This window comes from Streptomyces sp. NPDC007905, assembly GCF_042959345.1.
In the GTDB taxonomy this organism is placed as follows: Bacteria; Actinomycetota; Actinomycetes; order Streptomycetales; family Streptomycetaceae; genus Streptomyces.
The window spans coordinates 1-25629 of record NZ_JBIBKS010000005.1; the positions used below are offsets into that span (position 1 = coordinate 1).

Annotated in this window: 26 protein-coding genes and 1 pseudogene; 15 read left to right on the forward strand and 12 right to left on the reverse strand. The window is 69.9% G+C overall.

What is annotated here, in order from left to right:
* The 3 genes from ACFZDC_RS10480 to truA form a co-directional block, all read left to right on the forward strand.
* The coding region (locus ACFZDC_RS10480) for a DNA-directed RNA polymerase subunit alpha C-terminal domain-containing protein (RefSeq protein WP_308812713.1) at nucleotides 1-314 on the forward strand (314 nt) is incomplete at its 5' end.
* A 116-nt stretch (nucleotides 315-430) separates the two neighbouring features.
* Nucleotides 431-931 carry a 50S ribosomal protein L17 gene (gene rplQ, locus ACFZDC_RS10485; RefSeq protein WP_391322216.1) on the forward strand — a complete coding sequence of 167 codons (501 nt, stop codon included), beginning with the start codon at nucleotides 431-433 and terminating at the stop codon, nucleotides 929-931.
* Between the two features lie 108 nt (nucleotides 932-1039).
* Nucleotides 1040-1879 (forward strand): tRNA pseudouridine(38-40) synthase TruA, encoded by an 840-nt coding sequence (gene truA / locus ACFZDC_RS10490; protein WP_391322218.1) that lies wholly within the window; start codon nucleotides 1040-1042, stop codon nucleotides 1877-1879.
* A gap of 3 nt (nucleotides 1880-1882) precedes the next feature.
* Here truA and ACFZDC_RS10495 read toward each other — a convergent pair whose 3' ends face one another.
* From ACFZDC_RS10495 to ACFZDC_RS10520, 6 genes are all read right to left on the reverse strand, one after another.
* Nucleotides 1883-3913, reverse strand: a complete 2031-nt coding sequence (locus tag ACFZDC_RS10495; protein ID WP_391322220.1) for an SGNH hydrolase domain-containing protein — start codon at nucleotides 3911-3913, stop codon at nucleotides 1883-1885.
* Between the two features lie 39 nt (nucleotides 3914-3952).
* On the reverse strand, nucleotides 3953-5053 hold the full coding sequence (locus ACFZDC_RS10500; RefSeq protein ID WP_391322222.1) for a sugar phosphate nucleotidyltransferase: 1101 nt from the start codon (nucleotides 5051-5053) through the stop codon (nucleotides 3953-3955).
* 14 nt (nucleotides 5054-5067) lie between these two features.
* Nucleotides 5068-6300 (reverse strand): glycoside hydrolase family 113, encoded by a 1233-nt coding sequence (locus ACFZDC_RS10505; protein WP_391322224.1) that lies wholly within the window; start codon nucleotides 6298-6300, stop codon nucleotides 5068-5070.
* Between the two features lie 20 nt (nucleotides 6301-6320).
* Nucleotides 6321-7772, reverse strand: a complete 1452-nt coding sequence (locus ACFZDC_RS10510) for a glycosyltransferase family 2 protein (protein ID WP_391322226.1) — start codon at nucleotides 7770-7772, stop codon at nucleotides 6321-6323.
* A 277-nt stretch (nucleotides 7773-8049) separates the two neighbouring features.
* Nucleotides 8050-9405: a glycosyl hydrolase gene (locus ACFZDC_RS10515; RefSeq protein WP_391322228.1), complete on the reverse strand. Its 1356-nt coding sequence runs from the start codon at nucleotides 9403-9405 to the stop codon at nucleotides 8050-8052.
* Between the two features lie 100 nt (nucleotides 9406-9505).
* Entirely contained in the window at nucleotides 9506-10381 is an 876-nt protein-coding gene (locus ACFZDC_RS10520; protein ID WP_391322229.1) for a hypothetical protein, read from the reverse strand.
* A 297-nt stretch (nucleotides 10382-10678) separates the two neighbouring features.
* On the opposite strand from ACFZDC_RS10520, the gene rplM reads away from it, so the two are divergent.
* The 4 genes from rplM (at nucleotide 10679) to ACFZDC_RS10540 (ending at nucleotide 13942) form a co-directional block, all read left to right on the forward strand.
* Nucleotides 10679-11122 carry a 50S ribosomal protein L13 gene (gene rplM, locus ACFZDC_RS10525; RefSeq protein ID WP_037680366.1) on the forward strand — a complete coding sequence of 148 codons (444 nt, stop codon included), beginning with the start codon at nucleotides 10679-10681 and terminating at the stop codon, nucleotides 11120-11122.
* A gap of 42 nt (nucleotides 11123-11164) precedes the next feature.
* Nucleotides 11165-11677: a 30S ribosomal protein S9 gene (rpsI, locus tag ACFZDC_RS10530; RefSeq protein ID WP_100827765.1), complete on the forward strand. Its 513-nt coding sequence runs from the start codon at nucleotides 11165-11167 to the stop codon at nucleotides 11675-11677.
* 179 nt (nucleotides 11678-11856) lie between these two features.
* On the forward strand, nucleotides 11857-13215 hold the full coding sequence (gene glmM / locus ACFZDC_RS10535; RefSeq protein ID WP_391322232.1) for a phosphoglucosamine mutase: 1359 nt from the start codon (nucleotides 11857-11859) through the stop codon (nucleotides 13213-13215).
* Nucleotides 13216-13417: 202 nt separating this feature from the next.
* Nucleotides 13418-13942, forward strand: a complete 525-nt coding sequence (locus ACFZDC_RS10540; protein ID WP_391322234.1) for a hypothetical protein — start codon at nucleotides 13418-13420, stop codon at nucleotides 13940-13942.
* Here the strand turns inward: ACFZDC_RS10540 and ACFZDC_RS10545 are convergent.
* The 4 genes from ACFZDC_RS10545 to ACFZDC_RS10560 form a co-directional block, all read right to left on the reverse strand.
* On the reverse strand, nucleotides 13939-14889 hold the full coding sequence (locus tag ACFZDC_RS10545; protein WP_391322236.1) for a DUF389 domain-containing protein: 951 nt from the start codon (nucleotides 14887-14889) through the stop codon (nucleotides 13939-13941). The genes ACFZDC_RS10540 and ACFZDC_RS10545 overlap by 4 nt on opposite strands.
* Before the next feature lie 22 nt (nucleotides 14890-14911).
* Nucleotides 14912-15880, reverse strand: a complete 969-nt coding sequence (gene coaA, locus ACFZDC_RS10550; protein WP_391322238.1) for a type I pantothenate kinase — start codon at nucleotides 15878-15880, stop codon at nucleotides 14912-14914.
* Nucleotides 15881-15897: 17 nt separating this feature from the next.
* The gene (locus ACFZDC_RS10555; RefSeq protein ID WP_391322240.1) at nucleotides 15898-16395 is read right to left on the reverse strand and encodes a CPCC family cysteine-rich protein; all 498 of its coding nucleotides are present in this window, start codon (nucleotides 16393-16395) and stop codon (nucleotides 15898-15900) included.
* A gap of 108 nt (nucleotides 16396-16503) precedes the next feature.
* Entirely contained in the window at nucleotides 16504-16989 is a 486-nt protein-coding gene (locus tag ACFZDC_RS10560; protein ID WP_391322242.1) for a hypothetical protein, read from the reverse strand.
* 175 nt (nucleotides 16990-17164) lie between these two features.
* On the opposite strand from ACFZDC_RS10560, the gene glmS reads away from it, so the two are divergent.
* Both glmS and ACFZDC_RS10570 read left to right on the forward strand, forming a co-directional pair.
* Nucleotides 17165-19012 carry a glutamine--fructose-6-phosphate transaminase (isomerizing) gene (gene glmS / locus ACFZDC_RS10565; protein ID WP_391322244.1) on the forward strand — a complete coding sequence of 616 codons (1848 nt, stop codon included), beginning with the start codon at nucleotides 17165-17167 and terminating at the stop codon, nucleotides 19010-19012.
* A gap of 24 nt (nucleotides 19013-19036) precedes the next feature.
* Nucleotides 19037-19522, forward strand: a complete 486-nt coding sequence (locus tag ACFZDC_RS10570) for an NUDIX domain-containing protein (protein ID WP_391322246.1) — start codon at nucleotides 19037-19039, stop codon at nucleotides 19520-19522.
* A 1-nt stretch (nucleotide 19523) separates the two neighbouring features.
* Here ACFZDC_RS10570 and ACFZDC_RS10575 read toward each other — a convergent pair whose 3' ends face one another.
* Both ACFZDC_RS10575 and ACFZDC_RS10580 read right to left on the reverse strand, forming a co-directional pair.
* Nucleotides 19524-19709 carry a DUF397 domain-containing protein gene (locus tag ACFZDC_RS10575; RefSeq protein ID WP_391322248.1) on the reverse strand — a complete coding sequence of 62 codons (186 nt, stop codon included), beginning with the start codon at nucleotides 19707-19709 and terminating at the stop codon, nucleotides 19524-19526.
* Nucleotides 19710-19717: 8 nt separating this feature from the next.
* Nucleotides 19718-20083 (reverse strand): annotated as a pseudogene (locus tag ACFZDC_RS10580) (Scr1 family TA system antitoxin-like transcriptional regulator); the annotation flags it as partial.
* Nucleotides 20084-20095: 12 nt separating this feature from the next.
* Between ACFZDC_RS10580 and ACFZDC_RS10585 the strand changes: the two are divergent.
* From ACFZDC_RS10585 to tsaE, 6 genes are all read left to right on the forward strand, one after another.
* A complete protein-coding gene (locus tag ACFZDC_RS10585; RefSeq protein WP_391322838.1) occupies nucleotides 20096-20437 on the forward strand; it encodes a hypothetical protein in 342 nt (113 codons plus the stop codon).
* A 100-nt stretch (nucleotides 20438-20537) separates the two neighbouring features.
* Nucleotides 20538-20909, forward strand: coding sequence for a holo-ACP synthase (locus ACFZDC_RS10590; protein WP_391322249.1), 372 nt, complete (start codon nucleotides 20538-20540; stop codon nucleotides 20907-20909).
* Between the two features lie 45 nt (nucleotides 20910-20954).
* Nucleotides 20955-22388: an NAD(P)H-hydrate dehydratase gene (locus ACFZDC_RS10595; RefSeq protein ID WP_391322251.1), complete on the forward strand. Its 1434-nt coding sequence runs from the start codon at nucleotides 20955-20957 to the stop codon at nucleotides 22386-22388.
* A 107-nt stretch (nucleotides 22389-22495) separates the two neighbouring features.
* Nucleotides 22496-23662: an alanine racemase gene (gene alr, locus ACFZDC_RS10600; RefSeq protein WP_391322252.1), complete on the forward strand. Its 1167-nt coding sequence runs from the start codon at nucleotides 22496-22498 to the stop codon at nucleotides 23660-23662.
* A gap of 131 nt (nucleotides 23663-23793) precedes the next feature.
* Nucleotides 23794-25062, forward strand: coding sequence for an alpha/beta fold hydrolase (locus tag ACFZDC_RS10605; RefSeq protein WP_391322254.1), 1269 nt, complete (start codon nucleotides 23794-23796; stop codon nucleotides 25060-25062).
* Nucleotides 25019-25540 (forward strand): tRNA (adenosine(37)-N6)-threonylcarbamoyltransferase complex ATPase subunit type 1 TsaE, encoded by a 522-nt coding sequence (gene tsaE / locus ACFZDC_RS10610; RefSeq protein ID WP_391322256.1) that lies wholly within the window; start codon nucleotides 25019-25021, stop codon nucleotides 25538-25540. Before ACFZDC_RS10605 ends, tsaE begins: the two co-directional genes overlap by 44 nt.
* The last annotated feature ends 89 nt before the right edge of the window (nucleotides 25541-25629 follow it).

The window sequence follows — 25629 nt, forward strand, 5'->3', positions numbered from 1 at the left end:
CCCCCACGGACGCCGCCCTGGCCGCCGACCTCGCGCTGCCGATCGAGGAGCTCGAGCTCACGGTCCGCTCCTACAACTGCCTCAAGCGTGAGGGCATCCACTCCGTGGGTGAGCTCGTCGCCCGCTCGGAGGCCGACCTCCTGGACATCCGCAACTTCGGTGCGAAGTCCATCGACGAGGTCAAGGCGAAGCTGGCCGGCATGGGCCTGGCCCTCAAGGACAGCCCGCCCGGATTCGACCCGACCGCCGCCGCCGACGCCTTCGGCGCCGACGACGACGCGGACGCCGGGTTCGTGGAGACCGAGCAGTACTGATCGGTTCCTTTTCCGGGGGTCTCACGCAGACCCCCGGATCTCCGACGGGCAACCGCCCGCTCGGATACTGACTCCGGTACCTGACACGGCCGGAGCAGACACACAGGAGAAGAACAATGCCGAAGCCCACCAAGGGTGCCCGTCTGGGCGGCAGCGCCGCGCACGAGAAGCTGCTCCTCGCGAACCTCGCGAAGTCGCTGTTCGAGCACGGCCGTATCACCACCACCGAGGCGAAGGCCCGCCGCCTGCGCCCGTACGCCGAGCGTCTGATCACCAAGGCGAAGAAGGGCGACCTTCACAACCGCCGTCAGGTGCTCCAGGTCATCACGGACAAGAGCATCGTCCACACGCTCTTCACCGAGATCGGCCCGCGGTACGAGAACCGTCCGGGTGGCTACACCCGCATCACCAAGATCGGTAACCGCCGTGGCGACAACGCGCCCATGGCCGTCATCGAGCTGGTCGAGGCGCTGACGGTGCAGCAGAACGCCGTGGGTGAGGCCGAGGCCGCCACCAAGCGCGCGGTCAAGGAGGCCGACGAGGCCAAGGCCGAGGAGGCCAAGGTCGAGGAGACCGAGGCCACCGAGGCTCCGGCCGAGGAGTCCAAGGACGCCTGAGGCTCTGCCTGACGCTGGAAGCGGGCTCGCCCTTCGGGGCGGGCCCGCTTTCACGCTTTTCAGAAGGCTCTGGCCTGACCGGACTCAGAGCTTTGAGAGGATCTGTTTGTGAGTGAAGTACAGCCCGGGCACGTCCGTATCCGCCTCGACCTCTCCTACGACGGCACCGACTTCCACGGCTGGGCCAAGCAGGCCGGCGGCAGGCGGACCGTGCAGGGGGAGATCGAGGACGCCCTGCGCACGGTGACGCGGTCGAAGGAGACGTACGAGCTGACCGTGGCCGGGCGGACGGACGCCGGTGTGCACGCGCGCGGCCAGGTGGCGCACGTCGATCTGCCCGAGGAGCTGTGGGCGGAGCACCGCGAGAAGCTGCTCAAGCGGCTCGCCGGGCGGCTGTCCAAGGACGTACGGGTCTGGCGGCTCACCGAGGCCCCGGAGGGGTTCAATGCCCGGTTCGCCGCGTCGTGGCGGCGGTATGTGTACCGGGTCGGGGATCGGCCCGGGGGAGTGGACCCGCTGCTCCGCAACCATGTGCTGTGGCACGACTGGGAGTTGGATGTGCCCGCGATGGACGCCGCAGCCAAGTCCCTGGTGGGCGAGCATGACTTCGCGGCGTACGCGAAGAAGCGCGAGGGGGCGACGACGATCCGGGAGATCCTCGACTTCGGGGTGCGCCGCAGCGTGGGCGGCATTGTCGAGATCGAGGTCCGCGCCGATGCCTTCTGCCACAACCAGGTGCGGTCCATGGTGGGGGCGTTGTTGTTCGTGGGCGATGGGCACCGCGGGGTGGAGTGGCCGCGGAAGGTGCTCGACGCGGGGGTGCGGGACAGCGCCGTACATGTCGTACGGCCGCACGGGCTGACCCTGGAGGAGGTCGCGTACCCGGCGGCCGACCAGCTGCTGGAGAGGCAGCGGCAGGCACGCCGGGTACGGGTGCGGACGGTCTGAGGGTCAGCCGGCGAGGGCCTTCTTGAAGGTCGGCTCCAGGAACGGTTCGAGGGACTTGGCGTAGCCGCCGGTCATGTGGCTGTTGTCCCAGTAGACGACGTGCCCGCCGATCACCGTCGGGCAGTAGCCGTTCGCGCAGAAGGCGGGGAGCGGGTTGATGACCGTGGCCCCGTACTGCTCCGCGACCTCGCGTTCCAGCTTGCGGAAGTCGGGCAGGTCCACGGCGGTCTCGGACTTCAGGGTGCACTCGGCCGGGTTGGCCGAGTGCTCCGCCAGGCAGTCCGGGACGTTGAAGGTCGGCTTCGGGGTGTCGGCCAGATAGACCAGGTTCGAGTCCATGGCCCTGAGCTTCTTGAAGGTGTCCTCGGCGCCGGCGCGCACGGTGGTGTACTGCACGCGGTTGGCCACCACGATGACGTCGGGCTTGAGCTTCTTGATGTAGGCGAGAGCGGTCTTGCGCCATGCCGGGCACTCGGTGTACTCGCGCCCCAGGTCCTCACGCGTGATCTTGTAGACCTCGGGGGAGCAACCGCTCTTGATGACCGTGACGACCTTGACGTGCAGCTTCAGGCCGAGCGTGTTGAAGGCGTTGCCCCACTGGTAGGCGTGCGAGTCGCCGAGCAGCACCATGGTCCGCTTCGACGTCTTGTCGCCGATCACGCAGTCGTCGTGCGGGGTGAAGCTGGTGACCAGCAGCTGGTCAATACAGCCGTGGTCGCCCCGGTCGTTCGGGGACTTCAGCAGAGCGCTCTCGCTGATCTTGGGGGCGCTGCGCTGGCTCACCGCCTGCTCCACGGACTTGGTGCCGTCGAACCCGGTGAGGGCAGCGGCGGTGCCCGCGGTGCCGAAGGACAGGTTGAGCGGTACCTGGAGCGCGACCACCATGGCCACGGCGGAGGTGGCCGTCAGGGTGCCGCCGGTGAGGATGCCCCGCCAGGGGCGGACGACCAGCTTCACGTTCTCCCGGAACCGCTTCTCGACGATGTAGTGCGTCGCGATGGCGATGAGGAAGGAGAGGACCGCCACCCGGAAGCGGTCGGAGTAGCCGAACTCCCAGCTGATCATGTGCGGCCAGAGGATCAGCAGCGGCCAGTGCCACAGGTACCAGCCGTAGCTGACCTTGCCGACGAAGTCGAAGACCGGGTTGTCGAGGAGCCGCTCCACACCGAGGCGGGGGTTGGCGCAGCCGCCGGCGATGATCAGCCACGCGCCGAGCACGGGACCGAGGACGGCGTACCCCGGCAGCGGGGTGTTCTCCGTGATGAGCAGGCCCGTGACCAGGGTGGTGGCCAAGCCCAGCCAGGAGACGACCGCGGCCAGTCCCCGCGGCATGCGGGAGATCACGGGGGCCCAGAGCGCGAGCAGGACCCCGAAGGCGAGTTCCCAGATGCGTGACTGGGTGCCGAAGTAGGCCAGCGGCTGGTTGGGGGTGGTCTCGGTGTAGCCCAGGTAGAACGAGCCGCCCACCACGGCCATCAGGACCACACCGACCAGGATGCGGTTGCGGCGGAACATGAGCCGGCTGAGCCAGGCCACGACGACGAGCACGATCGGGGCGGCGAGGTAGAACTGCTCCTCGATGCCCAGTGACCAGAAGTGCTGGTAGGGCGACTGGCTGCCGTCGCTGGCGAAGTAGTCGGTGCCGTTCTCGGCCAGCCGCCAGTTGATGACGCTCAGCGAGGCGGCGAGTCCGTCGTCCATGTAGCTGCGGAAGCTGAACGGGCTCGCGTAGAGCCAGGACAGGACGCCGGTGGCGACGATGGTGAGGGCGGCGCCCGGTGCCAGGCGGCGGAAACGGCGGGCCCAGAACTTGCTCAGGGACACCTTGCCGGTCTTGTCGATCTCGGCGAGCAGCTGGCTGCCGATGAGGAAGCCGCTGAGCACGAAGCTGACGTCCACACCGCCGTGGATGTCGAGGATGCCGGTGTGCATGCAGACGACCATGATGATGGCGACGGCACGCAGGCCCTGGATGTCCGGCCGGTACTTGCGAAGGCGCTCTGTCTCCGCGGCCGTTGAACGATGGCTGGTCACGTCTCTCCAGTAATCCAGTAACTGTCCGGGCCGGCGGCTTCAGTGGACCGTCGGGCAGGCGGCAGCCGTACCGCTGACGCGCACGCCCTGGGCGGGGATGCGGATGCCGCACGACAGCCGCAGCTGGGCGGGCAGTTCGTTCTGGGCGCCGACGTGGGTGTGGCAGCCCACCACGACCTCACGAAGAATCGATTCGCTGCCGATCGAGGAGTCGTGGTCCACCACGGACTCGTGCACCCGGGCGCCCTCGGCGACGGTGACGTTGGCGCCGATGATGGAGCGGTCGACGACCACGTGCGGACCGATGACGGCATGAGGGCCGACCGTCGAGCCGCCGGTCACGCGTGCGGTCGGGGCCACCACGGCGGTGGGGTCGATCAGGGCCTCGGCCGGAGGTCCCAGCAGGGGCGAGGCCGCCCTGCCGGTGATCAGGTCGGCGGAGCCGTGCACGAAGGCGAGCGGGGTGCCGAGGTCGCGCCAGTAGTCGTCGGTGGTGTGGCCGAAGACCCGCCCGCCGCCCGCGACGAGCCGGGGGAAGGTCTCCTGCTCGACGGAGACCTCCCGGTCGCCGGGGATGGCGTCCAGGACGGACCGGCGGAAGACGTAGCAGCCCGCGTTGATCTGGTCGGTGACGCACTCCTCCGGCGTCTTCGGCTTCTCCAGGAAGGAGAGCACCCGGCCCGCCTCGTCGGTGGGGACCAGGCCGAAGGCGCGCGGGTCGGCGACGCGGGTGAGGTGCAGTGTCACGTCCGCGTCCCGGGCCTCGTGGTGCGCCAGTAGGCCGCCCAGATCGACGCCGGACAGGATGTCGCCGTTGAGGACGAGGACCGGGGCGTCCGGCGCGTCGCCGCGCAGCAGCCGCCCGGCGTTGCGGATCGCCCCGCCCGTGCCGAGGGGGATCTCCTCCACGGCGTACGAGATCGCAAGGTCCTGGGAGAAGTCCTTGAACTCCTCCTCGAAGAGGCTCGCGAGGTACGAGGTGGCGAAGACCACGTGCTCGACGCCGGCTGCCGTCAGCTTGGCGATCTGGTGCCGGATGAAGGAGGCACCCGCGACCCGGAGCAGCGGCTTGGGAGTGTGGTTGGTCAGCGGTCGCAGGCGGGTTCCCTTGCCGCCCACCAGGATGATGGCTTCCTGCATGATTCCTCGCTCGGTCAGCTCGTGGTGCCGGTGCCGGGGCCCGCGTAGTCGGAGGCGAAACAGGTCTTGATGGCCTTCTCGCTGAGGGGACGGCCCGCGAAGTCGAGCCGGGAGGCGGTCTTGTCGTCCGGCGGGGTGTTCGGGTCGTCCTCGAAGTGGATCGACCACCAGTACACGCCCTGCATGTGCCGCTCCTCGACGACCTGGCAGACGGCCTTGTACCAGTTGGCCTGCACCCGGGGATTGACGGCCCGCCTGGCGTAGAAGTCGCCGGGGGCGTGGTAGGCGCCGTTCATGGCGCCGATGCCGGTCTCGGAGATGAGGATCTTCGGCAGCGGGCCCGTGGCCTTCCGGTCCAGCCACTTGTTCCAGCCCGCGACCAGCTCCGAGACGGGTGCCGTGTCCGGCACCTTGACCGGGAAGTAGGCGTCGATGCCAAGGTGGTTGACCGGCATGCTGATCCGGCCCGAGACGTAGTTGTCCCAGTTGGCGTCGTAGGAGACCTGGCCGGAGAAGCTCTGCTCGGCGTGGGAGACCAGGGTCTCCCAGCCCGGGTCGCCCTCCAGGGAGTTGAGTTCGGTGCCGATGACGAAGGTGTTCGCCTTCGCGTCCTCGGAGGCCTGGAGATACGGGGTGAGGAACTTCTTGTACGAGGCGAACCAGGCGGAGCGGAAGGCGGGATCGATGTTGCCGCGCCAGCCGTTGCCCTGCTTCAGGGTCCCCTCGTCCAGGATCGGGCGGACCGTGGTGCGGAAACCGGCGTCCCGGAACACGTTCAGCACCCGCTGGAGCCGCTCCGGGGAGGGCGTCTTGGCGCCGACCGTGAGCGCGTTGGAGGTGGAGTTCTGGATGAAGAAGGGGAAGGAGACGGACACCGAGTTGGCGCCCAGGCCGATGAGGTACTTGGCGTGCTTGCGGGCCTGGTTCTCGATGAACGTGTCGGACCGTTTCTTCTTCTCCTCCTCCCAGTAGAGCTGTACGCCCCACTGCGCCATGCCCTTCTTCCAGGGCTTGGCGACCCGGAGGGCATCGGTGGCCGAGGAGGGGGAACCGGACGGGGCGGACGCCGTACCCCCGGAGTGGCCGGACGAGGCGGAGGAGTCCTTGTCGTCGCCGGTCACGATCTTGGGCAGGGCCGAGCCCGACTCCCAGCGCACCGGGTGGTTGCCGAGGACGAAGGGGGTGCCCAGCACGAGGGTGAGAACGGTCACCGGGAAGATGGCGAGCAGGGGCAGTCGCGAACGCATGTCAGGTGTCTTCCGGAGAGTCAGGCGGGCTTGGCGATCACGACGAACTTGTTCTCCTCGCGCCGGACGAACCTCAGGAAGCCCTTGAAGCCGCCGAGTCCTTCCAGCACGGAGAAGACCGGGATGAGAGCGACCACGACGATCGGCTCCCACCACTTGCGCCGGCCGCTGACCGAGGAGAGGGCGTTCAGCCGCAGCCCCTCCCAGTACGTCCAGATGACATACGCGAAGTTGAGGGCCCACAGGATGACCACGGACTGGGTCACGGGCGAGGTGTTCATGTCGTTGATGAGCCAGCCGAAGAGCAGCACGGCCGCGATGTGCTGGAGCGGGCCGAGGATCCAGGTGGCCACGCAGATCGACAGGAACCAGCGGTAGCGCCAGGGCACGGCCTTGTTGCAGCACAGCGCCACCAGGCCCCAGGCCCACCGGTCGCGCTGCTTGACGAAGTCCTCCGCGGTGGCGGGGGAGGCGCCGTAGCAGCGGCCGTTGAACCAGTCGCTGCGCCCCGGGTACATACGGCAGAAGGTCAGGGCGAGACGGGCGTCCTCGACGATCTCCTTGGGCCCGAAGTCCCAGCCGATGGTGGCCTCGATGGACGCGCGCAGCACCAGCAGCTCGCCGTGCACGCCGGCGGCCGGGGTGCCCATGCCGGTCAGCGCGCGGAAGCGGGCGATGTCGTCGGCGGGCCGCACCGCGTCGGCGAGCCAGGTGAACAGGTTGACCGCGTTCTCGCGGGGGTACGTGAGGATGCCCTGGGCCATGTGCTTGGCCTCGTCGGGGTGGGCGCGGCGCTGCCGGTTGATGAACTGGGCGAGCGAGGAGGCCGTGTCGGGCCCCACACCCGTGTCGTCGTCCATGTGCAGCACCCACACGTGGTCGAGGGTTTCGCCTTCCTCGATGCGCAGCTCGTGGGCGTAGTGGTTGGCGCGGGCCTTGAAGCGGGTGCCGTTGGCGGGGACGTAGTCCTTGGGGACGGTGATCACCCGGATCAGCGGGTGGGAGTCGGCGAGCCGGTCGATGTCCTCCGCCGCCTCGCAGCCCTCCTCGGTGAGGATGTCGACACGCATGTACGGGAACCACTCCGGCAGGTGCTCGACGTACGAGAGGATCGAGCGCTCCAGCGCCGGGTAGGTGTCGTGCCGGCCGATGGTCGGGCACAGGACGATCAGGAAGTCCTGTTCGGCCGGTGCCGCGGGGACCATCCGGCCACTGCGGCGGATCCGGCGGCGGATCAGGAGGGCACCCTGGATGCCCACCATGACACCGGCCACCGGCAGGGACCAGACGATGGTCAGGATCCAGCTCAGCGGTGACGAGCTGGGCTGGTAGGTCCACAGCCCGAAGGCGACCAGCAGGACGAAAGGCAGCAGGAACGGGAGGATTCCCGGCTTCCACGCCGCGGTGCGCTTGGCTAGCTTCTGATGGTGCCGCGAATGCGGCACACCCCCGTCGACCAGTGTCGATGCCATGACGACTGCGGAACTCCTGTGAGAGCGGTGGTGCGTTGAGGCATCGACGGATCTCGGCCACGACAGCGCGAGCGCAGCGTGACAGCCGCAGGGTTCCGGGTCCATCCCCCTCAACGCCTTCTCGGGCGCTCGGTCACTGGCCGCTCAGATGCCCCCCCAGGCGCCCGTGCCACTGACCAATAGACCTCAAATCCTTGCATGCATGGGCCATACAGGGAACGTATGTGGGGGAGATGTGTTCAAAAGTTAATCAATTTACGGTGTCGTGTGATGCTCGTCACTTGAGGTCGGTGGCTTGGATCCGATGGCCGCCGGTGATCACTTCGGGCGATCTATAGGTCTGTCTGACGTCCGCCACCGTGTTCTTCGCCCGCGGGGCGGAGACGTTGTCGTACGTGAGTGACTGACCCCACACCGTCCACATGACCCACGGCGTCCGCGACAGGGTCCGCGGCTGGGCCGCCCCCAGCGGTACGTGGAAGGACTCGGCGACGACGCGCGGCCTGTCGTACTCCTCCAGGCCGCGGTACCAGACCTCGGTCCAGGCCCCCTTGCCGAGGGGGCGGGCGGGCGTGTCGCTGTAGGCGTCGACACCGACGACGTCGACGTAGTCACCGCCGGGGTAGTACTTCCCGGGCGTGCGGCCGTAGCCCCCGTCCCAGGAGTTCGGCGACCAGACGAAGATCAGGTTGTGCAGACCGCGCCGGTTCACGAGGAAGTCATACGTCAGCCGCCACAGCCTGTGGTACGCGGCCGGGTCCTGCCCCGCCCACCAGAATCCGTGCCCCGGCGCGGCGTTCATCTCGTGGTACGGCCGCAACAGCACAGGCACCCCGCAGTCGGCGAGGTAGCCGAGGTGGTCCGCGAGGAAGCCGAGGTCGTGCAGGAGGGCCTGGTGCTCGGTGGTGCCCTCGGTGGCCACCCGGCCGAACCAGCCGGAGTCCTTCGCGCCGGGCGAGTTGCGGTGCAGCGTCTGCGCGAAGCCCTTGACCGGGCTGCCGGGGTAGGGCTGGTGGAAGGAGAAGCCGACCAGGCCCGCGGGCCCGCCGCCGTTGTGCGGCAGGGACACCTCGGTGCCGGTGACGCACTCCGTGTGCGTGCCGGAGGGCCGGTAGGAACCGTCGGCCGCCCGGGGCAGCCCCGCCCACACGCCGACGGCCAGGTCCACGGCGTCCTCTGTGTACCCCCAGTAGGGGCGGCAGGCGGGCCAGGCCCTGTTGTACGAGCGCGCCGCGCCCACCGCCCAGCCCGACCGTCTGTATCCGGGACCCAGGTCCAGCTCCACGAAGCCGGGCAGCCGGCCGGTGATGTCCTGGACCTTCTTGTAGTAGTAGCCGGGCTGCTTGGTGCCCCGGTAGTCGCCATACGACGGGTTGTACCGCTCGTTGTGCAGCTCGACGTGCTGGCCGATGACCGTCCGGGACGGCCGGCCGCGCCTCGCCCGGTTCTCCAGGTCGGCCAGCAGTGCGTACACCCGGCGGGCGGCGGGCGTCGCGTGCGGGTCTCGCTCGCGCAGGTCCGTGGGGACCGGGCGCGGGCCGCTCCCGGCCTCGGGCCGGGCCGCCCACCACGCCAGGGGCGCGAGCAGTGCGGCCGACACCCCGGCCCCGATGAGCGGAAGCCGCCCGCGCATCCGCATGATCCCCGACCCCTCCCGGCAAACTCTGTGCCGATTCTGCCCTGGAACGGCCGAGGCCTGGCGAGCTGTGCTCGGAGGCGAAGGGCGCGGCGCGCTACTGCTGGGCCGCCGCGGAGGCCTGGGCCTGGCCGCGGCGGTAGATCTGGTTCGCGGCGAACTGCTGGAGGTCGTCGCCGGTGCGGAAGACCTTGGTGTCCTTGTTGGTGACGTTCTTGCCGTTGGTGAAGCCGCTGATCGTGAAGTAGGCGTAGCGGCCGTAGGCGTTGCGGGTCGAGCGGCAGATCGCGGCGTTGCAGAAGGGCTTGACGCCCTTGCCGGACAGTGAGTGCACCATGCTCTGGTCGTCGGTCAGGCTCTTGGCCTTCTCCGCCTGGGCCGCCGTGTCGAAGACGGCGACACCGACGGTGACCCCGATGCCACCGTTCGCGTAGCTGACCCGCATCAGCCGGGTGCAGCCGTTGGCCGTGAGGATCTTGGGCAGCGTGCCGTCGGCGGCGGAGGCGCAGTTCTTCGTGTCGGCCGTGGCGCCCTTCTTGTACACCGTGTCGCCCACGGTCAGCTGGGTGCCCGGGAAGAGCGTCTGGGGGCTCAGCGGCGCGGTGTCCTTCTTGGCGCTGGATATGAAGTCCTTCGGATCCAGCGGGGGTGGAGCGCTGGTCGGCGCGAAGGACGGCGCCGTGGCGGACCCGCTCGGCAGTGAGGCACTGGGGGGCAGGTTGGTGGGGTTGCCCGAGGCGTGGTTGTCGCCGTTCGCGGACACGACGGCCATCGCCACGGCGGTGCCGACCCCGATCGTGGCGAGCACGCCGCCGCCGACGAACAGCAGTCTGCGGCGCTTGTTCCGCGTCTCCGAGGCCTCGGCGAGCGCGGCCCAGTCCGGAGTCCCGTCGTCGTCGCTGCCCCAGGGCTGCTGGGAATGCGGTTTCCAGGGATCCCACGGAGACTGAGGTCCCCCTTGCCCGTAACTCATGGGGCGCATCTTAGACGGGGGGCCCGTGGTGCTGGAGCGCGTCGGTCGGCATGCGTCGTTTGTCCGGCGGGCGTCTGTCGGCATGCCTCGTTTTGACCCGTCCGGGGGCCTACCGGTAACCTGCTTCTTCGTTGTGTATTGGCTTGCTCATTCTCACGGGACGGGCCCTTACACCGGTCCACCGGGCCGATGACCAGCGATCAGCACGCGGTTGCGTCACCGCGGTGCGGTCAAGGCTGTCGTGATCGTTTCGGTGACCTGTTCAGGACCATTCACTCGAAGCGAAGGCTACGAACCGTGCGTACGTACAGCCCCAAGCCCGGCGATGTGACGCGCCAGTGGCACGTCATCGACGCTCAGGACGTCGTCCTGGGCCGTCTGGCCTCCACTGCGGCCTCCATCCTGCGTGGCAAGCACAAGCCGATCTACGCGCCCCACGTTGACACGGGTGACTTCGTCATCATCATCAACGCCGACAAGGTGCACCTGTCCGGCAACAAGCGGACCCAGAAGATGGCGTACCGCCACTCCGGCTACCCGGGTGGTCTGCGCTCCGTCCGCTACGACGAGCTGCTCGACAAGAACCCCGAGAAGGCCATCGAGAAGGCCGTCAAGGGCATGCTCCCCAAGAACACTCTGGGCCGTCAGATGCTCTCGAAGCTGAAGGTCTACAAGGGTGACCAGCACCCGCACGCTGCCCAGCAGCCGGTGCCGTTCGAGATCACCCAGGTCGCGCAGTAAGTCCGGCCACCCCCTAAGACTGAAGAGAATCTGAGGAGAATCGTGGCCGAGACCACTGCCGAGCAGCCGATCGAAGAGATCGACATCGAGAGCTACACCACCGAGTCCGAGGTTCCCGTCGAGGGCGAGTACACCTCCGAGTCCCTCGCGTCCCGCTTCGGCGAGCCCCAGCCGGCCGCCGGCCTGGGCCGCCGCAAGAACGCCATCGCCCGCGTCCGGATCGTTCCGGGCACCGGCAAGTGGAAGATCAACGGTCGCACCCTCGAGGACTACTTCCCGAACAAGGTGCACCAGCAGGAAGTCAACGAGCCCTTCAAGGTGCTCGAGCTCGAGGGCCGCTACGACGTCATCGCCCGCATCGCGGGTGGCGGCGTCTCCGGCCAGGCCGGTGCGCTCCGTCTCGGTGTCGCCCGTGCGCTGAACGAGGCCGACGTCGACAACAACCGCGGCCCGCTCAAGAAGGCCGGCTTCCTCAAGCGCGACGACCGTGCGGTCGAGCGCAAGAAGGCCGGTCTGAAGAAGGCCCGCAAGGCCCCGCAGTACAGCAAGCGCTAATCTTCGTCGCCTGCTCGTACTCCGAACGCCCCGGCGGCACGCCACATGTGCCGTCGGGGCGTTCGTTTATCCCCGCCAAGGGCGTATAACGACACAAGACGCTCAAAGGCTTGTGTGATCGGATGTCACGGCGCCTGCCATCATTCTCGGCAAGCAAGGACGCTTCCTCAGGAGGACAAGTGGGACGACTCTTCGGCACGGACGGCGTGCGCGGTGTCGCCAACGCGGACCTGACGGCCGAGATGGCGCTCGGCCTGTCCGTCGCGGCGGCGCACGTGCTGGCCGAGGCGGGCACCTTCGCGGGCCACAGGCCGACGGCGGTGGTCGGACGGGACCCGCGCGCGTCCGGGGAGTTCCTGGAGGCCGCTGTGATGGCGGGCCTGGCGAGCGCCGGTGTCGACGTGCTGAGCGTGGGCGTCCTGCCGACGCCCGCGGTGGCCCACCTGACCGGCGCGCTCGGCGCCGACCTCGGCGTGATGCTCTCCGCCAGCCACAACGCCATGCCCGACAACGGCATCAAGTTCTTCGCACGTGGCGGTCACAAACTCGCCGACGAGCTCGAGGACAAGATCGAGGCCGTGTACGACTCCCACCGCCACGGCGAGCCCTGGGAGCGGCCCACCGGTGCCGGGGTCGGGCGCGTGCGGTCGTACGACGAGGGCTTCGAGCGGTACGTCGGTCATCTGCTGTCGGTGCTCCCGAACCGCCTCGACGGCCTGAAGATCGTGCTGGACGAGGCGCACGGCGCGGCCGCGGGGGTCTCGCCGGAGGCGTTCTCGCGGGCCGGCGCCCAGATCGTCGCGATCGGCGCCGAGCCGGACGGGCTCAACATCAACGACGGCTGCGGCTCCACCCACCTGGACAAGCTGAAGGCGGCGGTCGTCGAGCACGGTGCGGACTTCGGCATCGCGCACGACGGGGACGCCGACCGCTGCCTGGCCGTGGACCACACCGGCCAGGAGGTCGACGGCGACCAGATCCTGGCCGTGCTCGCCCTGGCGCTCCGTGAGCGCGGCGAGCTGCGCTCCGACACCGTCGTCGCCACGGTCATGTCCAACCTGGGCTTCAAGCTGGCCATGGAGCGGGCCGGGATCCGGCTCGTGCAGACGGCCGTGGGCGACCGGTACGTCCTGGAGGAGATGAAGGAGCACGGCTTCGCCCTCGGCGGCGAGCAGTCCGGGCACGTGATCATCCTCGACCACGCGACGACCGGTGACGGCACGCTGACCGGGCTTCTGCTGGCGGCGCGGGTCGCGCAGTCCGGCCGTACGCTGCGGGAACTGGCGTCCGTGATGGAGCGGCTGCCGCAGGTGCTGATCAATGTGCCGGACGTGGACAAGTCCCGGGTGAAGACCTCGGCCGACCTTGCCGCTGCCGTCGCCGAGGCGGAGCGGGAGCTGGGGGAGACGGGCCGGGTGCTGCTTCGGTCGTCCGGCACCGAGCCGTTGGTGCGGGTGATGGTCGAGGCCGCCGACATCGATCAGGCCCGGTCGGTCGCCGGGCGGCTGGCCGACGCGGTGAAGTCGGCACTGGGTTAGCTCCGCGGGACACCGTGCGGGGCAGGTCCCTGGTTCTTTCCTGCCCCCGTGGTGCCCGGACCCACCAGGACGCACGAGGTGCGTCACTCGAATGAACGTGACAGAGAGTGCAGATACGATCACCAGCTGTTTCATTGACGTCGAGACGGCGCCCCTTTACGGCGTCTCCTTCGACGGAAGTGAGAGACACAGCATGAAGATCGTGAGCAGCATCCTGAAGCGAGCGGCCGGTCCGGCCGTGGTCGCGGGTCTCCTCGTCACCTCGTTCGCCACGCCGGCCGCCGCCCAGACGCCCGGCTCCGTCGCGCTCCGCCACGGCGGCAGCGTCGTGCTCAGCGCAGGTATCGGCGTGCAGAACCATGTGACGGCCAGTGTCTCGGGCGGCCGTCTGATCCTCACGGACCTGGCCGGCATCGCGGCGGGCCCCGGTTGCTCGCAGGTCTCCACGACCAGTGCCGACTGCGGCAACGCCGACACGGTGAGCAGGCTCACGGTTTCGCTGGGCGATCAGAACGACAGCGCTCAGATCAATGCCGCGGTCAACACCTCCGTCTACGCCGGTTCGGGCGCCGACACCGTGGCGACCGGCGGTGGCAGCGACACCGTCTTCGTGAGCGACGGCGTCTCCGGGAACGACACGGTCACCTGCGGCGACGGTTCCGACACGGTGTTCGGCGACCCCGGTGACCACATCGCCACCAACTGCGAAGTGCGCTTCCCCTTCTAGAGGTTGGCCGCTTCCGCCGGCCGACGCTCACGCTGCCTGGCCCACCACCATTTCTGGGCCAGCAGCGTGAGGGTGCCGGCCAGGACGATGCCCAGCAGGTTCAGCAGCAGCTGTTCCGCCGAGCCCCAGGCCTGACGGTACTCGGTGTAGGCGAAGGCCACCGCCGCGTTGGCCGCCGCCGGGACGGTCGTCACGGAGATCGCCACGCCGACCAGCGCACCCGACTTCGCCGCGGTCAGTGAGAGCGTGCCCGCTATGCCGGCCAGGACCGCCACGACGAAGGAGAAGGCGTCGGGACGGTAGATGAAGTTGGTGTTGGGGCGCTCCGCCTCCAGCCGGACCCTGGTGAACAGATCGACGCCGTCCATGAAGTAGGTGAAGGCGACCGTCACCAGCATCGCCACCGCGAAACCCACCAGCAGCGCGGTCAGCGAGCGCAGGGCCAGGCGTGGACGGCGCTGCACCAAGGCCGTGCAGAAGCCGGCCAGCGGACCGAACTCCGGGCCGACGGCCATCGCGCCGACGATCAGGATCGCGTTGTCCAGGACGACTCCGCAGGCCGCGATCATCATGGCGAGGGTGAGGAAGGCGACGTAGGTGATCGACAGGGTCGACTCCTCGTGCATGGCCCCGGCCAGGTGCTCCCACAGCACCGCGTCCGCGCCCTCGCCCGGAGCCTCCTCCTCCGCCTTGTCGGCCCGCCGGGACAGCGAGAGGTCGATGTTCTCCACGGCGATCGAGCCGGTGTCGTCCAGTCCGAGCCGCCGTAGCCCCGCGATGAGTTCGTCAGCCGCCTCGCGGGCCACATCGCACATCACGAGGTCCCCGGCGGGGTCGCGGGCGGCACCCGGCACGACAGCGAGGTGGGTGGTGCCGACGGTTCTCTCGATCAGTCGGACCACCTCGTCCGTGCGGTCGGCCGGGGTGATCAGGCGCAGATGCAGCATGGCGCCTTTCTAACAGGCGGCCCTACAGCTTGCGGAGGCGCAGTCGCTGCACCGTGTGGTCCGGGCCCTTGCGCAGGATGAGGGTGGCGCGGCCGCGGGTGGGGGCGATGTTCTCGACCAGGTTGGGCTTGTTGATCGTCCGCCAAAGCGTGCGGGCGTAGTCGAGGGCCTCCTCCTCGGAGACCTGGGTGTACTTGCGGAAGTACGAGTCCTGCTTCTGGAAGGCCGTATGGCGCAGTTTCTTGAAGCGGTTGAGATACCAGCGTTCGATGTCCTCGCCGCTCGCGTCGACGTACACGCTGAAGTCGAAGTAGTCGGCGAGACCGACCCGGGTGCGGCCGTCCTTGCCGGGCAGGGCGGGCTGCAGGACGTTCAGCCCCTCGACGATCAGGATGTCCGGCCGGCGGACCGTGAGCCGCCGGTCGGGGACGATGTCGTAGATCAGGTGGGAGTAGACGGGGGCGGTGACCTCGTCCTTGCCGGCCTTGATGTCGGCGACGAAGCGGGTCAGCGCCCGGCGGTCGTACGACTCCGGGAAGCCCTTCCTGGACATCAGGCCGCGGGCCTCCAGCTCCTTGGTGGGCAGCAGGAAGCCGTCGGTGGTGACCAGTTCGACGCGGGGGTGCTCGGGCCAGCGGGACAGCAGGGCCTGCAGCAGACGGGCGACGGTGGATTTCCCGACCGCTACCGACCCGGCGACGCCTATGACGAAGGGGGTCCCGGACTGGGAGCCCTTCTCGCCGAGGAAGGTGTTCAGGGCGCCTCTGAGGCCGTCCGTGGCGCCGACGTAGAGGTTGAGCAGCCGGGAGAGCGGGAGGTAGATGTCCCGCACCTCGTCGAGGTCGATGACGTCACCGAGGCCGCGCAGCTTCTCGACCTCCTCGGCGGTGAGCGGCAGCGGCGTCTTGTCGCGCAGCGCGCTCCACTCCGTGCGGGTGAGGTCGACGTAGGGAGTCGCCTCCGGCCTGGACCGGTGGGCGCTCCGGGGCATCGGGGAGACCGGAGAGATCACAGTCCATTGTTAACGGAGTTTGAACGGGGGTGGGGGTGGGGTGCGTCACGCCAGTACCCGGACTCCGTCTTCCCGTCCGGACCACCGCCCCGGCCGACCTCGAACGGCCTCCAGCCAGGTTCCCGCCTGTCGGCTTCCCGAGGGGCGGAGGCCCGGGCCAGGCGGCGCGGATCACTTGCGCCGGTCTCAGCGAACGAGCGCTGGGCATCGGTGAGCGACGTCTTGTTCGCTCCGTCGGACAGCCGGGGCGAGCGAAGCTGCCCCGGATCGTCCTCCCAGCGGCAGATCCGGCAGATCTCGTAGCGTCCGGGCCCGTCGTCGAGGACGAGATACCCGCAGCACGGGCAGGGATATACGGTTCTTACCTCCACGGCCGCCCGTTCGCCGGCGGATACATGTCCGCGAACGTCTCCGACGGAAACAGCGCACCCCGATGCTGGGCCAAAAACGCGAACACGCGTCCCGCCGGGAGCAACCCCGGGCAGGTCTCCCACACGTCCGGCCCGACCGTTTCCCCGGCCCGTTCCCCCATCACCACAAGGACACGTCTGGCCCCACCGCTCACGCGACAGGGCCAGAACGCCAAGATCTTCATGAGGCTTCTAGTCTGGTTCAACCAGGTAGCTGACGAAGTCCACGACGAACTCGCCGTACTGGAGAGCCGATCCGATGGCCTCCAGCCTCGTGTACTGATCCGAGGACAGCGAGGCATCCGGGGCGCAGCCGCTCGCTCTCAGCAGTATCCGGAAAGCCACGTCTGGAGTGCAGCGGCGCGCGCAGTCGGTGAGTGCCGCCCGCACTTCAGCATCCAGGAACCGTGCCCCCTCGATCTCGGCAACGACCGTGTCGAGACAGGCCATGCCGTCCTCAGCGTCGACGCCGGCGAGCGGGCGTACGTCCGTCGTCGCCGACAGCCGAGCGTCACACAGGTCGACGACCGTCCGTGTCCACTCCGCTCCCGTGATCCCTGGCGGTACGCCGTGACGCCCAGATCCTCGGCAATCTCCCTTCTGAGACGCTGGAGGGTCCTGATGGAAGAAGCCCATCACCCACGACACACCGAAGTCGAACTCCGTAAAGCGCGGCATCGTGTTTCACCTCCCTCACTTCGGATAGCAGGTCTGCACGTTGAAGATGGGTGATTTTCGACCGTGCGGTGTGGGTGCGCCCGATCGCTGGAGGCCTTCGTACCCCAGTGGGAATTTCCGATTTCGGGCACGCGGCAGCCCTTTCGGAAGCCTTTCGGGTCGTAGGCTGCCGCGCATGTGCGGAATCGTGGGATACGTGGGGTCGCAGTCGGCGCTCGATGTCGTGATGGCCGGGCTGAAGCGGCTGGAGTACCGGGGATACGACTCGGCCGGTGTCGCCGTGCTGGCGGACGGCGGACTGGCCGCGGCGAAGAAGGCCGGCAAGCTGGTCAACCTGGAGAAGGAACTGGTCGACCGGCCGCTGCCGGCGGGTTCGACGGGTATCGGCCACACCCGGTGGGCCACGCACGGCGGCCCGACGGACGCGAACGCGCACCCGCACCTCGACAACGCCGGCCGGGTCGCGGTCGTCCACAACGGCATCATCGAGAACTTCGCGGTGCTGCGCGCCGAGCTGGCCGAGCGGGGTCACGAGCTGAACTCCGACACGGACACCGAGGTCGTCGCCCACCTCCTCGCCGAGGAGTTCTCCTCCTGCGCCGACCTGGCGGAGGCCATGCGGCTGGTGTGCCGGCGCCTGGAGGGCGCGTTCACGCTGGTCGCCGTGCACGCGGACGCGCCGGACGTGGTCGTGGGCGCACGCCGGAACTCCCCGCTCGTGGTGGGCGTCGGAGAGGGCGAGGCGTTCCTGGCATCCGATGTCGCCGCGTTCATCGAGCACACCCGCTCGGCGATCGAGCTGGGCCAGGACCAGGTGGTGGAGCTGCGCCGGGACGGCGTCACGGTGACGGGCTTCGACGGCCGTGAGGCGGACGTGCGCTCCTACCACGTGGACTGGGACGCCTCGGCCGCCGAAAAGGGCGGCTACGACTACTTCATGCTCAAGGAGATCGCCGAGCAGCCGAGGGCCGTCGCCGACACCATGCTGGGCCGCATCGACGCGGCCGGCTCACTGACCCTGGACGAGGTGCGGATCTCGCCCTCCGAGCTGCGCGAGGTGGACAAGGTCGTCATCGTCGCCTGCGGTACGGCCTTCCACGCCGGCCTGATCGCCAAGTACGCCATCGAGCACTGGACGCGCATCCCGTGCGAGGTGGAGCTGGCGAGCGAGTTCCGGTACCGGGACCCGATCCTGGACGGCCGCTCGCTGGTGATCGCCATCTCCCAGTCCGGCGAGACGATGGACACCCTGATGGCGCTGCGGCACGCCCGCGAGCAGGGTTCCAAGGTGCTGGCGATCTGCAACACCAACGGCTCGACCATTCCGCGCGAGTCGGACGCGGTGCTGTACACGCACGCCGGGCCGGAGGTGGCCGTCGCCTCCACCAAGGCGTTCCTGACCCAGCTGGTGGCGTGCTACCTGGTGGCGTTGTACCTCGGCCAGGTCCGGGGCACCAAGTGGGGCGACGAGATCCGCGCCGTCGTCCGGGACCTGTCGCAGATCTCGGGCGAGGTCGAGCGCGTCCTGGAGACGATGGAGCCGGTACGCAAGCTCGCGCGCTCACTGGCCGACAAGAACACGGTGCTGTTCCTGGGGCGGCACGTGGGCTATCCGGTCGCCCTGGAAGGCGCCCTGAAGCTGAAGGAACTCGCCTACATGCACGCCGAGGGCTTCGCGGCGGGCGAGCTGAAGCACGGGCCGATCGCGCTGATCGAGGAGGACCTGCCGGTGGTCGTGGTCGTGCCCTCGCCGCGCGGGCGGTCGGTGCTCCACGACAAGATCGTGTCGAACATCCAGGAGATCCGGGCGCGCGGGGCGCGGACGATCGTGATCGCCGAGGAGGGGGACGAGGCGGTGGTCCCGTACGCGGACCACCTGATCCGGATCCCGGTGACCCCCACCTTGCTGCAGCCGTTGGTGGCGACCGTCCCCCTGCAGGTGTTCGCCTGCGAGCTGGCCACGGCCCGGGGCAACGAGGTGGACCAGCCGCGCAACCTCGCGAAGTCCGTGACGGTGGAGTGAGGCGCCCGGCCTACGCTGTCGTGCATGGCCGCACATGACGAGTCGTTCAGGGTGGACCCCGACGTCGAGGTGCCCGTCCCCGCACCCGGCGAGCTCTGGACCGTCGGGGCTGTCATCCTCAGCCGCGACGGTGAGGCCTTCGCGCAGAAGCGAGGCCCGCAGCGCCGGCTGTTCCCCGACACCTGGGACATCGTGGGCGGCCATGTCGAGGCCGGCGAAACGCTTCTGGAGGCTCTCGCACGAGAGATCGAGGAGGAGACGGGGTGGCGTCTCAGCCGGGTGCGGCGTTGCCTCGGCACCACCACCTGGAACGGAGACGACGGCCTCGGACTCCGTCACGAGGCCGACTATCTCGTGGAAGTCGAAGGGGACTTGAACAACCCGGCCCTGGAGTGGTCGAAGCACTCCGCCTACGGCTGGTTCGGCCCCGGCGACCTCGAAGGCCTCAAGGAGAACCGTCGCCCGGGCGAGTTCCTGATCCACGACGTCATCGCCCGGGCCGTCCAGTAGCTCACGCTCGCTTCAGGGCCTCGATGAAGGGGGCGAAGGCCTCGGCCGGGAAGGTGAGGGTCGCTCTGGCCGGGACATTTGAGTCGCGGACGGCTATGTGGGTGGGTGAGGTTGCGATCTCTACGCAGTTGTTGCCATCGCCGCCGCCTGAATGAGACGACTTCCGCCAGTTGTCAGGGGTGGTCACGGTGGATCTCACAACTCCTTGGCCACTCTGTGGATGAGGTCACGCGAACGAGTGGGGTCGAGTGGCACGGCTTCTACTCTACGGAAGAGCGTTCGAAAGAGTGCGAGTTGAGTCTCGGAGTCGATGAAGCCGGTGCCGTGAGGCGCGTCGCGCACCGCTGTGTCCAGCTTGGGGACCGCACCGCCCGCCAGCATCATGGGGCTCCAGGCCCCGCCGAAGCCGTCCAGGTCGAAGGGGATGACACGCACGGTGATGTGGTCGGCCGCGGAGAGCTCCAGTACGCGGAAGAGCTGGGCCCGCGAGTCGGCTCGATCGCTGACCCTGATGCGCAGCGCTGCCTCGTGAATGACGGCCTCGTACGGAGTGGGATCGGGCCCCCCACCGCCATGTACTGGTCGGAATTGCTGGAAGTCGGTCTGGAGAACACTCCGGCCCGGGAGACGTGGAGGGAGTTGGAGAAAATGGTCGTCACCTACTTCCCGGGCAGGGGCACGCTCTTCGAAGAGACGTACCTGGAAGGCGAGGCCAAGGGGAAGGCGGAAGGGGTCCTGCGGGTTCTGGAGGTGCGCGGCCTCGCGGTCTCCGACGACGTGCGTGACCGCATCACCAACTGCAGGGAACTCTCCCTCATCGACGACTGGCTCGAACGGGCCGGCTCGGTCGAGTGCGCGGAGGAGCTGTTCGGCGGGGAGCCGGACGGTTGCCCGGAGCAGGCCGAGCGGGGTTGAGGTTCGGCCGGCGGAAGCACGGCACCGGCCACGTGTTCGGCCGTTCAACCGGCACCGTGCCGGCCACGGTCGGCCGGCTTCTCGCCGTAGGCTGCCCCGTATGAGCATCATCGGGGTCGGAATCGACGTCGCCGAGATCGACCGGTTCCGGGCGTCGCTGGATCGGACGCCCGGGCTGGCCGACCGGCTGTTCGTCGAGAGCGAGTTGCTGCTGCCCAGTGGGGAGCGGCGCGGCATCGCCTCGCTCGCTGCCCGGTTCGCCGCCAAGGAGGCCCTCGCCAAGGCGCTGGGCGCACCGCCGGGCCTGCACTGGACCGACGCCGAGGTGTACGTCGAGGACAGTGGGCAGCCCCGGCTGCGGGTGAAGGGAACCGTGGCCGCGAAGGCGGCGGAGCTCGGTGTGCGGTCGTGGCATGTGTCGCTCAGCCATGACGCGGGGGTCGCGTCGGCCGTGGTGGTCGCGGAGGGCTGAGGCCCCGAGTGTGGCGGCCCGTGTTTCCGGGGCAGACTCGATGCCATGCGTACTGCGTACAGCGTGGAGACGGTAAGGGCGGCCGAGCGGGAGTTGATGGCGCGGCTGCCGGAGGGTGCGCTGATGCAGCGGGCCGCCGCCGGGCTGGCCGCTGCCTGTGCGGAGTTGCTCGGGCGGGTGTACGGCAGCCGGGTGGTGCTGCTCGTCGGGAGCGGGGACAACGGCGGGGACGCCTTGTACGCGGGGGCCCGGCTGGCACGGCGCGGGGCGGGAGTCGCGGCCGTCCTGTTGGCGCGGCCCGAGCGCACCCATCCGGGTGGCCTTGCGGCTCTGCTCCGGGCGGGGGGTTCCGTGGTGACTCCGGACGCCGCCCCGCAGGTGATCGAGCGGGCCGACCTCGTCCTGGACGGCATCGTCGGAATCGGCGGGAAGGGCGGACTGCGACCGGACGCCGAGGCGTTGGCCGGGGTAGTGGAGCGGTCGCGGGCGGCCGTCGTCGCCGTGGATCTGCCGAGCGGGGTCGAAGCGGACACCGGGGAGGTGCGGGGCGCGGCGATCCGGGCCGACCTCACCGCCACCTTCGGGACGCACAAGCCGGGGCTGCTGATCGACCCGGGGCGGGAGTACGCCGGCACGGTCCGGTTGGTCGACATCGGTCTCGAACTGCCGCCCAGCGCCGAGCTGGAGGCGTTGCAGCACGCCGACGTGGCGCGGCTGTTGCCCCGGCCGGCGGCGGAGAGCGACAAGTACCGGCGGGGCGTCGTCGGGATCGCCGCGGGGTCGGCGCGGTATCCGGGGGCCGCTGTGCTCGCCGTCTCCGGGGCGCTGCGAGGCGGCGCGGGTGCCGTGCGGTACGTCGGGCCCGCGGGGGACGCCGTCATCGCCCGGTTCCCGGAGACCCTCGTGTCCGACCGGGGGCCGGCCAAGGCGGGACGGGTGCAGGCGTGGGTCGTCGGGCCCGGCGCCGGGGACGACGCGACGACCGTGGCGGAGGCGCTGACCGCCGACGTGCCGGTGCTGATCGACGCGGACGGGTTGCGGCTGGCCGAGCGGGACGCCGTGCGCGGGCGTACGGCGCCGACGCTGATGACCCCTCACGCCGGGGAGGCGGCCGCACTGCTCGGGGTGCGGCGGGAGGAGGTCGAGGGAGCTCGGCTGGCCGCGGTGCGGGAACTGGCGGCCGTGTACCGGGCGACCGTGTTGCTGAAGGGGTCCACGACGCTGGTCGCCGACTCCCGTGGCGGGGCCGTGCGGGTGAACCCCACGGGCACGGGGTGGCTGGCCACGGCCGGGAGCGGAGACGTGCTGTCGGGGCTCGCCGGGTCGCTGCTGGCGGCGGGGCTGTCCACGCTGGACGCGGGGAGTGTGGCCGCGTATCTGCACGGGCTCGCGGGGCGGTTCGCGGCGCAGGGGGCCCCCGTGGGGGCACACGACGTCGCGGCGCGGATTCCCGAGGCGTGGAGGGACGTACGAAGCTAGGGCACGGTGTCCCCGAGAAGGGCACCACGTCCCTGTGCGGGCACGGTGGCCGGGTACCTGACACCGCGCCCGGGGCCGGCACGGCCCTCTGAGAGACTGGGGGCGCCATGAGTGAGACTTCAGCTGTGCCGACCGCGCCCCTGCGCGCCCGGGCCGAGATCGATCTGGCCGCCCTGCGCGCCAATGTGCGGGCCCTGCGTGCCCGGGCGGCGGGCGCGGCCCTGATGGCCGTCGTCAAGTCCGACGCGTACGGCCACGGGGCGCTGCCGTGCGCCCGCGCGGCCGTCGAGGCGGGGGCCACCTGGCTCGGCACGGCCACGCCGGAGGAGGCCCTCGCGCTGCGCGCCGCCGGTCTGGACACGCGCGTCCTGTGCTGGCTTTGGGTGCCGGGCGGGCCCTGGCGGCAGGCGATCGAGGCGGACATCGACGTCTCGCTCAGCGGGCTGTGGGCTCTGCGCGAGGTGACGGAAGCCGCCCGGCAGGCGGGGCAGCCCGCACGGGTGCAGCTGAAGGCCGACACCGGGCTGGGGCGGGGCGGCTGTCAGCCCGCCGACTGGCCGGAACTGGTCGGCGAGGCCCTGCGCGCCGAGCGTGAGGGGCTGGTCCGGATCACCGGCCTGTGGTCCCACTTCGCGTGCGCCGACGAACCCGGGCATCCGTCCATCGCCGCCCAGCTCACCCGGTTCCGGGAGATGCTGGCGTACGCGGAGGAGCAGGGCGTGCGGCCCGAGGTGCGGCACATCGCCAACTCCCCGGCCACCCTGACCCTCCCGGAGACCCACTTCGACCTCGTCCGGACCGGCATCGCCATGTACGGCGTCTCGCCCAGCCCGGAGCTCGGCACCCCGGCCGACTTCGGGCTGCGGCCGGTGATGACGCTGAGCGCGTCGCTGGCGCTGGTCAAGCGCGTTCCGGGCGGCCACGGCATCAGCTACGGCCACCACTACGTCACCCCCGGCGAGACCACGGTCGGCCTCGTTCCCGTCGGCTACGCGGACGGCATTCCACGGCACGCCTCCGGCACCGGTCCGGTGCTGGTCGACGGCAAGTGGCGGACGGTCGCCGGGCGGGTGGCGATGGACCAGTTCGTGGTCGACCTCGGCGGGGACGAGCCCCCGGTGGGCACGGAGGCGGTGCTGTTCGGGCCCGGCGACCGCGGTGAGCCGACCGCCGAGGACTGGGCGCAGGCCTGCGGGACGATCGCGTACGAAATCGTCACACGGATCGGAACGCGCGTTCCTCGCGTCTATGTGAACGGGGAACAAGAGGGGTAACCCCTTCAGTGGCCGGGCGCGACCCGCCCTGGTTCCTCCTGTCACGGTCGGCACCACGGACCACATCGGCACCACAACGGCACCTGTTTCATTCACCCAGCGAACTGCAGTACGGCGAAGAGGAGCGGTACGTGAGCGAGAGCAGTGCGGAGGCGGTGGCGGACGTCGTCGCCTCGGCGGCCGTCGCCTCCGCCGCGGGGGCGGCCGGTAACTGGCGCAGGGCGACCGGCATCGCCGGTGCCGCGATAGGCGTCCTCGCCGCGGGCGCGGCCGCCGGGGTGGCCGTCGAGCGGATGACGGTGGGGCGCGGGATACGACGCAAGGCCCGCCTCGCCCTGGACGCGACGGGCCCCTACGGCACCCTGCGCGGCACCCCCGGCAAGGCCTACGCCGACGACGGCACCGAGCTGTACTACGAGGTCGACGACGTCGAGCCCGACCCGGGCCCCAGCGTCTCGCCGCGCCGCCGGCGGCTCTTCGGCCGCAAGGCACCCGCCCCGGTCAGCGTCGTCTTCTGCCACGGCTACTGCCTCAGCCAGGACTCCTGGCACTTCCAGCGCGCGGCCCTGCGCGGTGTCGTCCGGACCGTCCACTGGGACCAGCGCAGTCACGGCCGGTCCGCCCGGGGTGTCGCCCAGACCCAGGACGGCGTGGACCTCACCATGGACCAGCTCGGCCGCGACCTGAAGGCGGTCATAGACGCGGCCGCACCGGACGGTCCGCTCGTGCTGGTCGGTCACTCCATGGGCGGGATGACGACCATGGCGCTGGCCGCCCAGTACCCGGAGCTGATCCGGGACCGGGTGGTCGCCACCGCCTTCGTCGGTACGTCGTCCGGGCGGCTCGGCGAGGTCAACTTCGGACTGCCCGTCGCCGGCGTCAACGCGGTGCGCCGGATCCTCCCCGGAGTGCTGAAGGCGCTCGGGCAGCAGGCGGAACTGGTGGAGAAGGGGCGCCGGGCCACCGCCGACCTCTTCGCCGGCATCATCAAGCGGTACTCGTTCGCCGGGCGGGACATCGACCCGGCGGTCGCGCGGTTCGCCGAGCGGATGATCGAGGCCACGCCGATCGACGTGGTCGCCGAGTTCTACCCGGCCTTCACCGACCACGACAAGACCGAGGCCCTCGGCTGCTTCCGGGACATCCCGGTGCTCGTGCTGGCCGGCGTGCAGGACCTGGTCACGCCCAGCGAGCACAGCGAGGCCATCGCCGACCTCCTCCCGGAAGCCGAGCTGGTGCTCGTGCCGGACGCCGGGCACCTGGTCATGCTGGAACACCCGGAAGTGGTCACCGACCGCCTCGCCGACCTGCTCACCCGCGCGGGCGCCGTGCCCGCAGGAGCTACCGTAAGTGGCTATGGAACGACCAGCAGCTCCAGCAGCACCGCACAACCCCGTTGAGACCCGGCTGACCATCACCTCTCCCGAGCAGATGCGGGAGCTGGGCCGCCGCCTTGCCAAGCTGCTGCGCGCGGGCGACCTGGTGATGCTCACCGGGGAGCTGGGCGCGGGCAAGACCACGCTGGCCCGCGGGCTCGGTGAGGGGCTCGGCGTGCGCGGCGCGGTCACCTCGCCGACCTTCGTGATCGCCCGTGTGCACCCCTCCCTCGGTGACGGCCCGCCGCTCGTCCACGTCGACGCCTACCGGCTCTCCGGCGGCCTCGACGAGATGGAGGACCTCGACCTCGACGTGTCCCTGGCCGACTCGGTGATCGTCGTGGAATGGGGCGAGGGCAAGGTCGAGGAGCTGACCGAGGACCGGCTGCAGGTGGTCATCCACCGGGCCGTCGGGGACACGACCGACGAGGTACGGCACGTGACGGTGACCGCCCTCGGGCAGCGGTGGGCGGAGGCCGGCCTGGAGACGCTCGCTGCCTGAGCGGCTCGTATCACCCCGCGGCCTTTCCGACAGGCCGTCGGCAACATATTGCGCAGGACGTCCCGGGCGTGGTCACATGGTAGCCAGCC

What these genes read in the sequence shown, in the direction of transcription:
- rplQ (WP_391322216.1), top strand. Translation starts at nt 431, where the DNA reads ATGCCGAAGCCCACCAAGGGTGCCCGTCTGGGCGGCAGCGCCGCGCAC.
- ACFZDC_RS10500 (WP_391322222.1), bottom strand. Translation starts at nt 5,053, where the DNA reads ATGCAGGAAGCCATCATCCTGGTGGGCGGCAAGGGAACCCGCCTGCGA.
- ACFZDC_RS10505 (WP_391322224.1), bottom strand. Translation starts at nt 6,300, where the DNA reads ATGCGTTCGCGACTGCCCCTGCTCGCCATCTTCCCGGTGACCGTTCTC.
- ACFZDC_RS10510 (WP_391322226.1), bottom strand. Translation starts at nt 7,772, where the DNA reads ATGGCATCGACACTGGTCGACGGGGGTGTGCCGCATTCGCGGCACCAT.
- ACFZDC_RS10515 (WP_391322228.1), bottom strand. Translation starts at nt 9,405, where the DNA reads ATGCGCGGGCGGCTTCCGCTCATCGGGGCCGGGGTGTCGGCCGCACTG.
- ACFZDC_RS10520 (WP_391322229.1), bottom strand. Translation starts at nt 10,381, where the DNA reads ATGAGTTACGGGCAAGGGGGACCTCAGTCTCCGTGGGATCCCTGGAAA.
- ACFZDC_RS10545 (WP_391322236.1), bottom strand. Translation starts at nt 14,889, where the DNA reads ATGCTGCATCTGCGCCTGATCACCCCGGCCGACCGCACGGACGAGGTG.
- coaA (WP_391322238.1), bottom strand. Translation starts at nt 15,880, where the DNA reads ATGCCCCGGAGCGCCCACCGGTCCAGGCCGGAGGCGACTCCCTACGTC.
- ACFZDC_RS10560 (WP_391322242.1), bottom strand. Translation starts at nt 16,989, where the DNA reads ATGCCGCGCTTTACGGAGTTCGACTTCGGTGTGTCGTGGGTGATGGGC.
- glmS (WP_391322244.1), top strand. Translation starts at nt 17,165, where the DNA reads ATGTGCGGAATCGTGGGATACGTGGGGTCGCAGTCGGCGCTCGATGTC.
- ACFZDC_RS10570 (WP_391322246.1), top strand. Translation starts at nt 19,037, where the DNA reads ATGGCCGCACATGACGAGTCGTTCAGGGTGGACCCCGACGTCGAGGTG.
- ACFZDC_RS10585 (WP_391322838.1), top strand. Translation starts at nt 20,096, where the DNA reads ATGTACTGGTCGGAATTGCTGGAAGTCGGTCTGGAGAACACTCCGGCC.
- ACFZDC_RS10590 (WP_391322249.1), top strand. Translation starts at nt 20,538, where the DNA reads ATGAGCATCATCGGGGTCGGAATCGACGTCGCCGAGATCGACCGGTTC.
- ACFZDC_RS10595 (WP_391322251.1), top strand. Translation starts at nt 20,955, where the DNA reads ATGCGTACTGCGTACAGCGTGGAGACGGTAAGGGCGGCCGAGCGGGAG.
- alr (WP_391322252.1), top strand. Translation starts at nt 22,496, where the DNA reads ATGAGTGAGACTTCAGCTGTGCCGACCGCGCCCCTGCGCGCCCGGGCC.
- tsaE (WP_391322256.1), top strand. Translation starts at nt 25,019, where the DNA reads ATGGAACGACCAGCAGCTCCAGCAGCACCGCACAACCCCGTTGAGACC.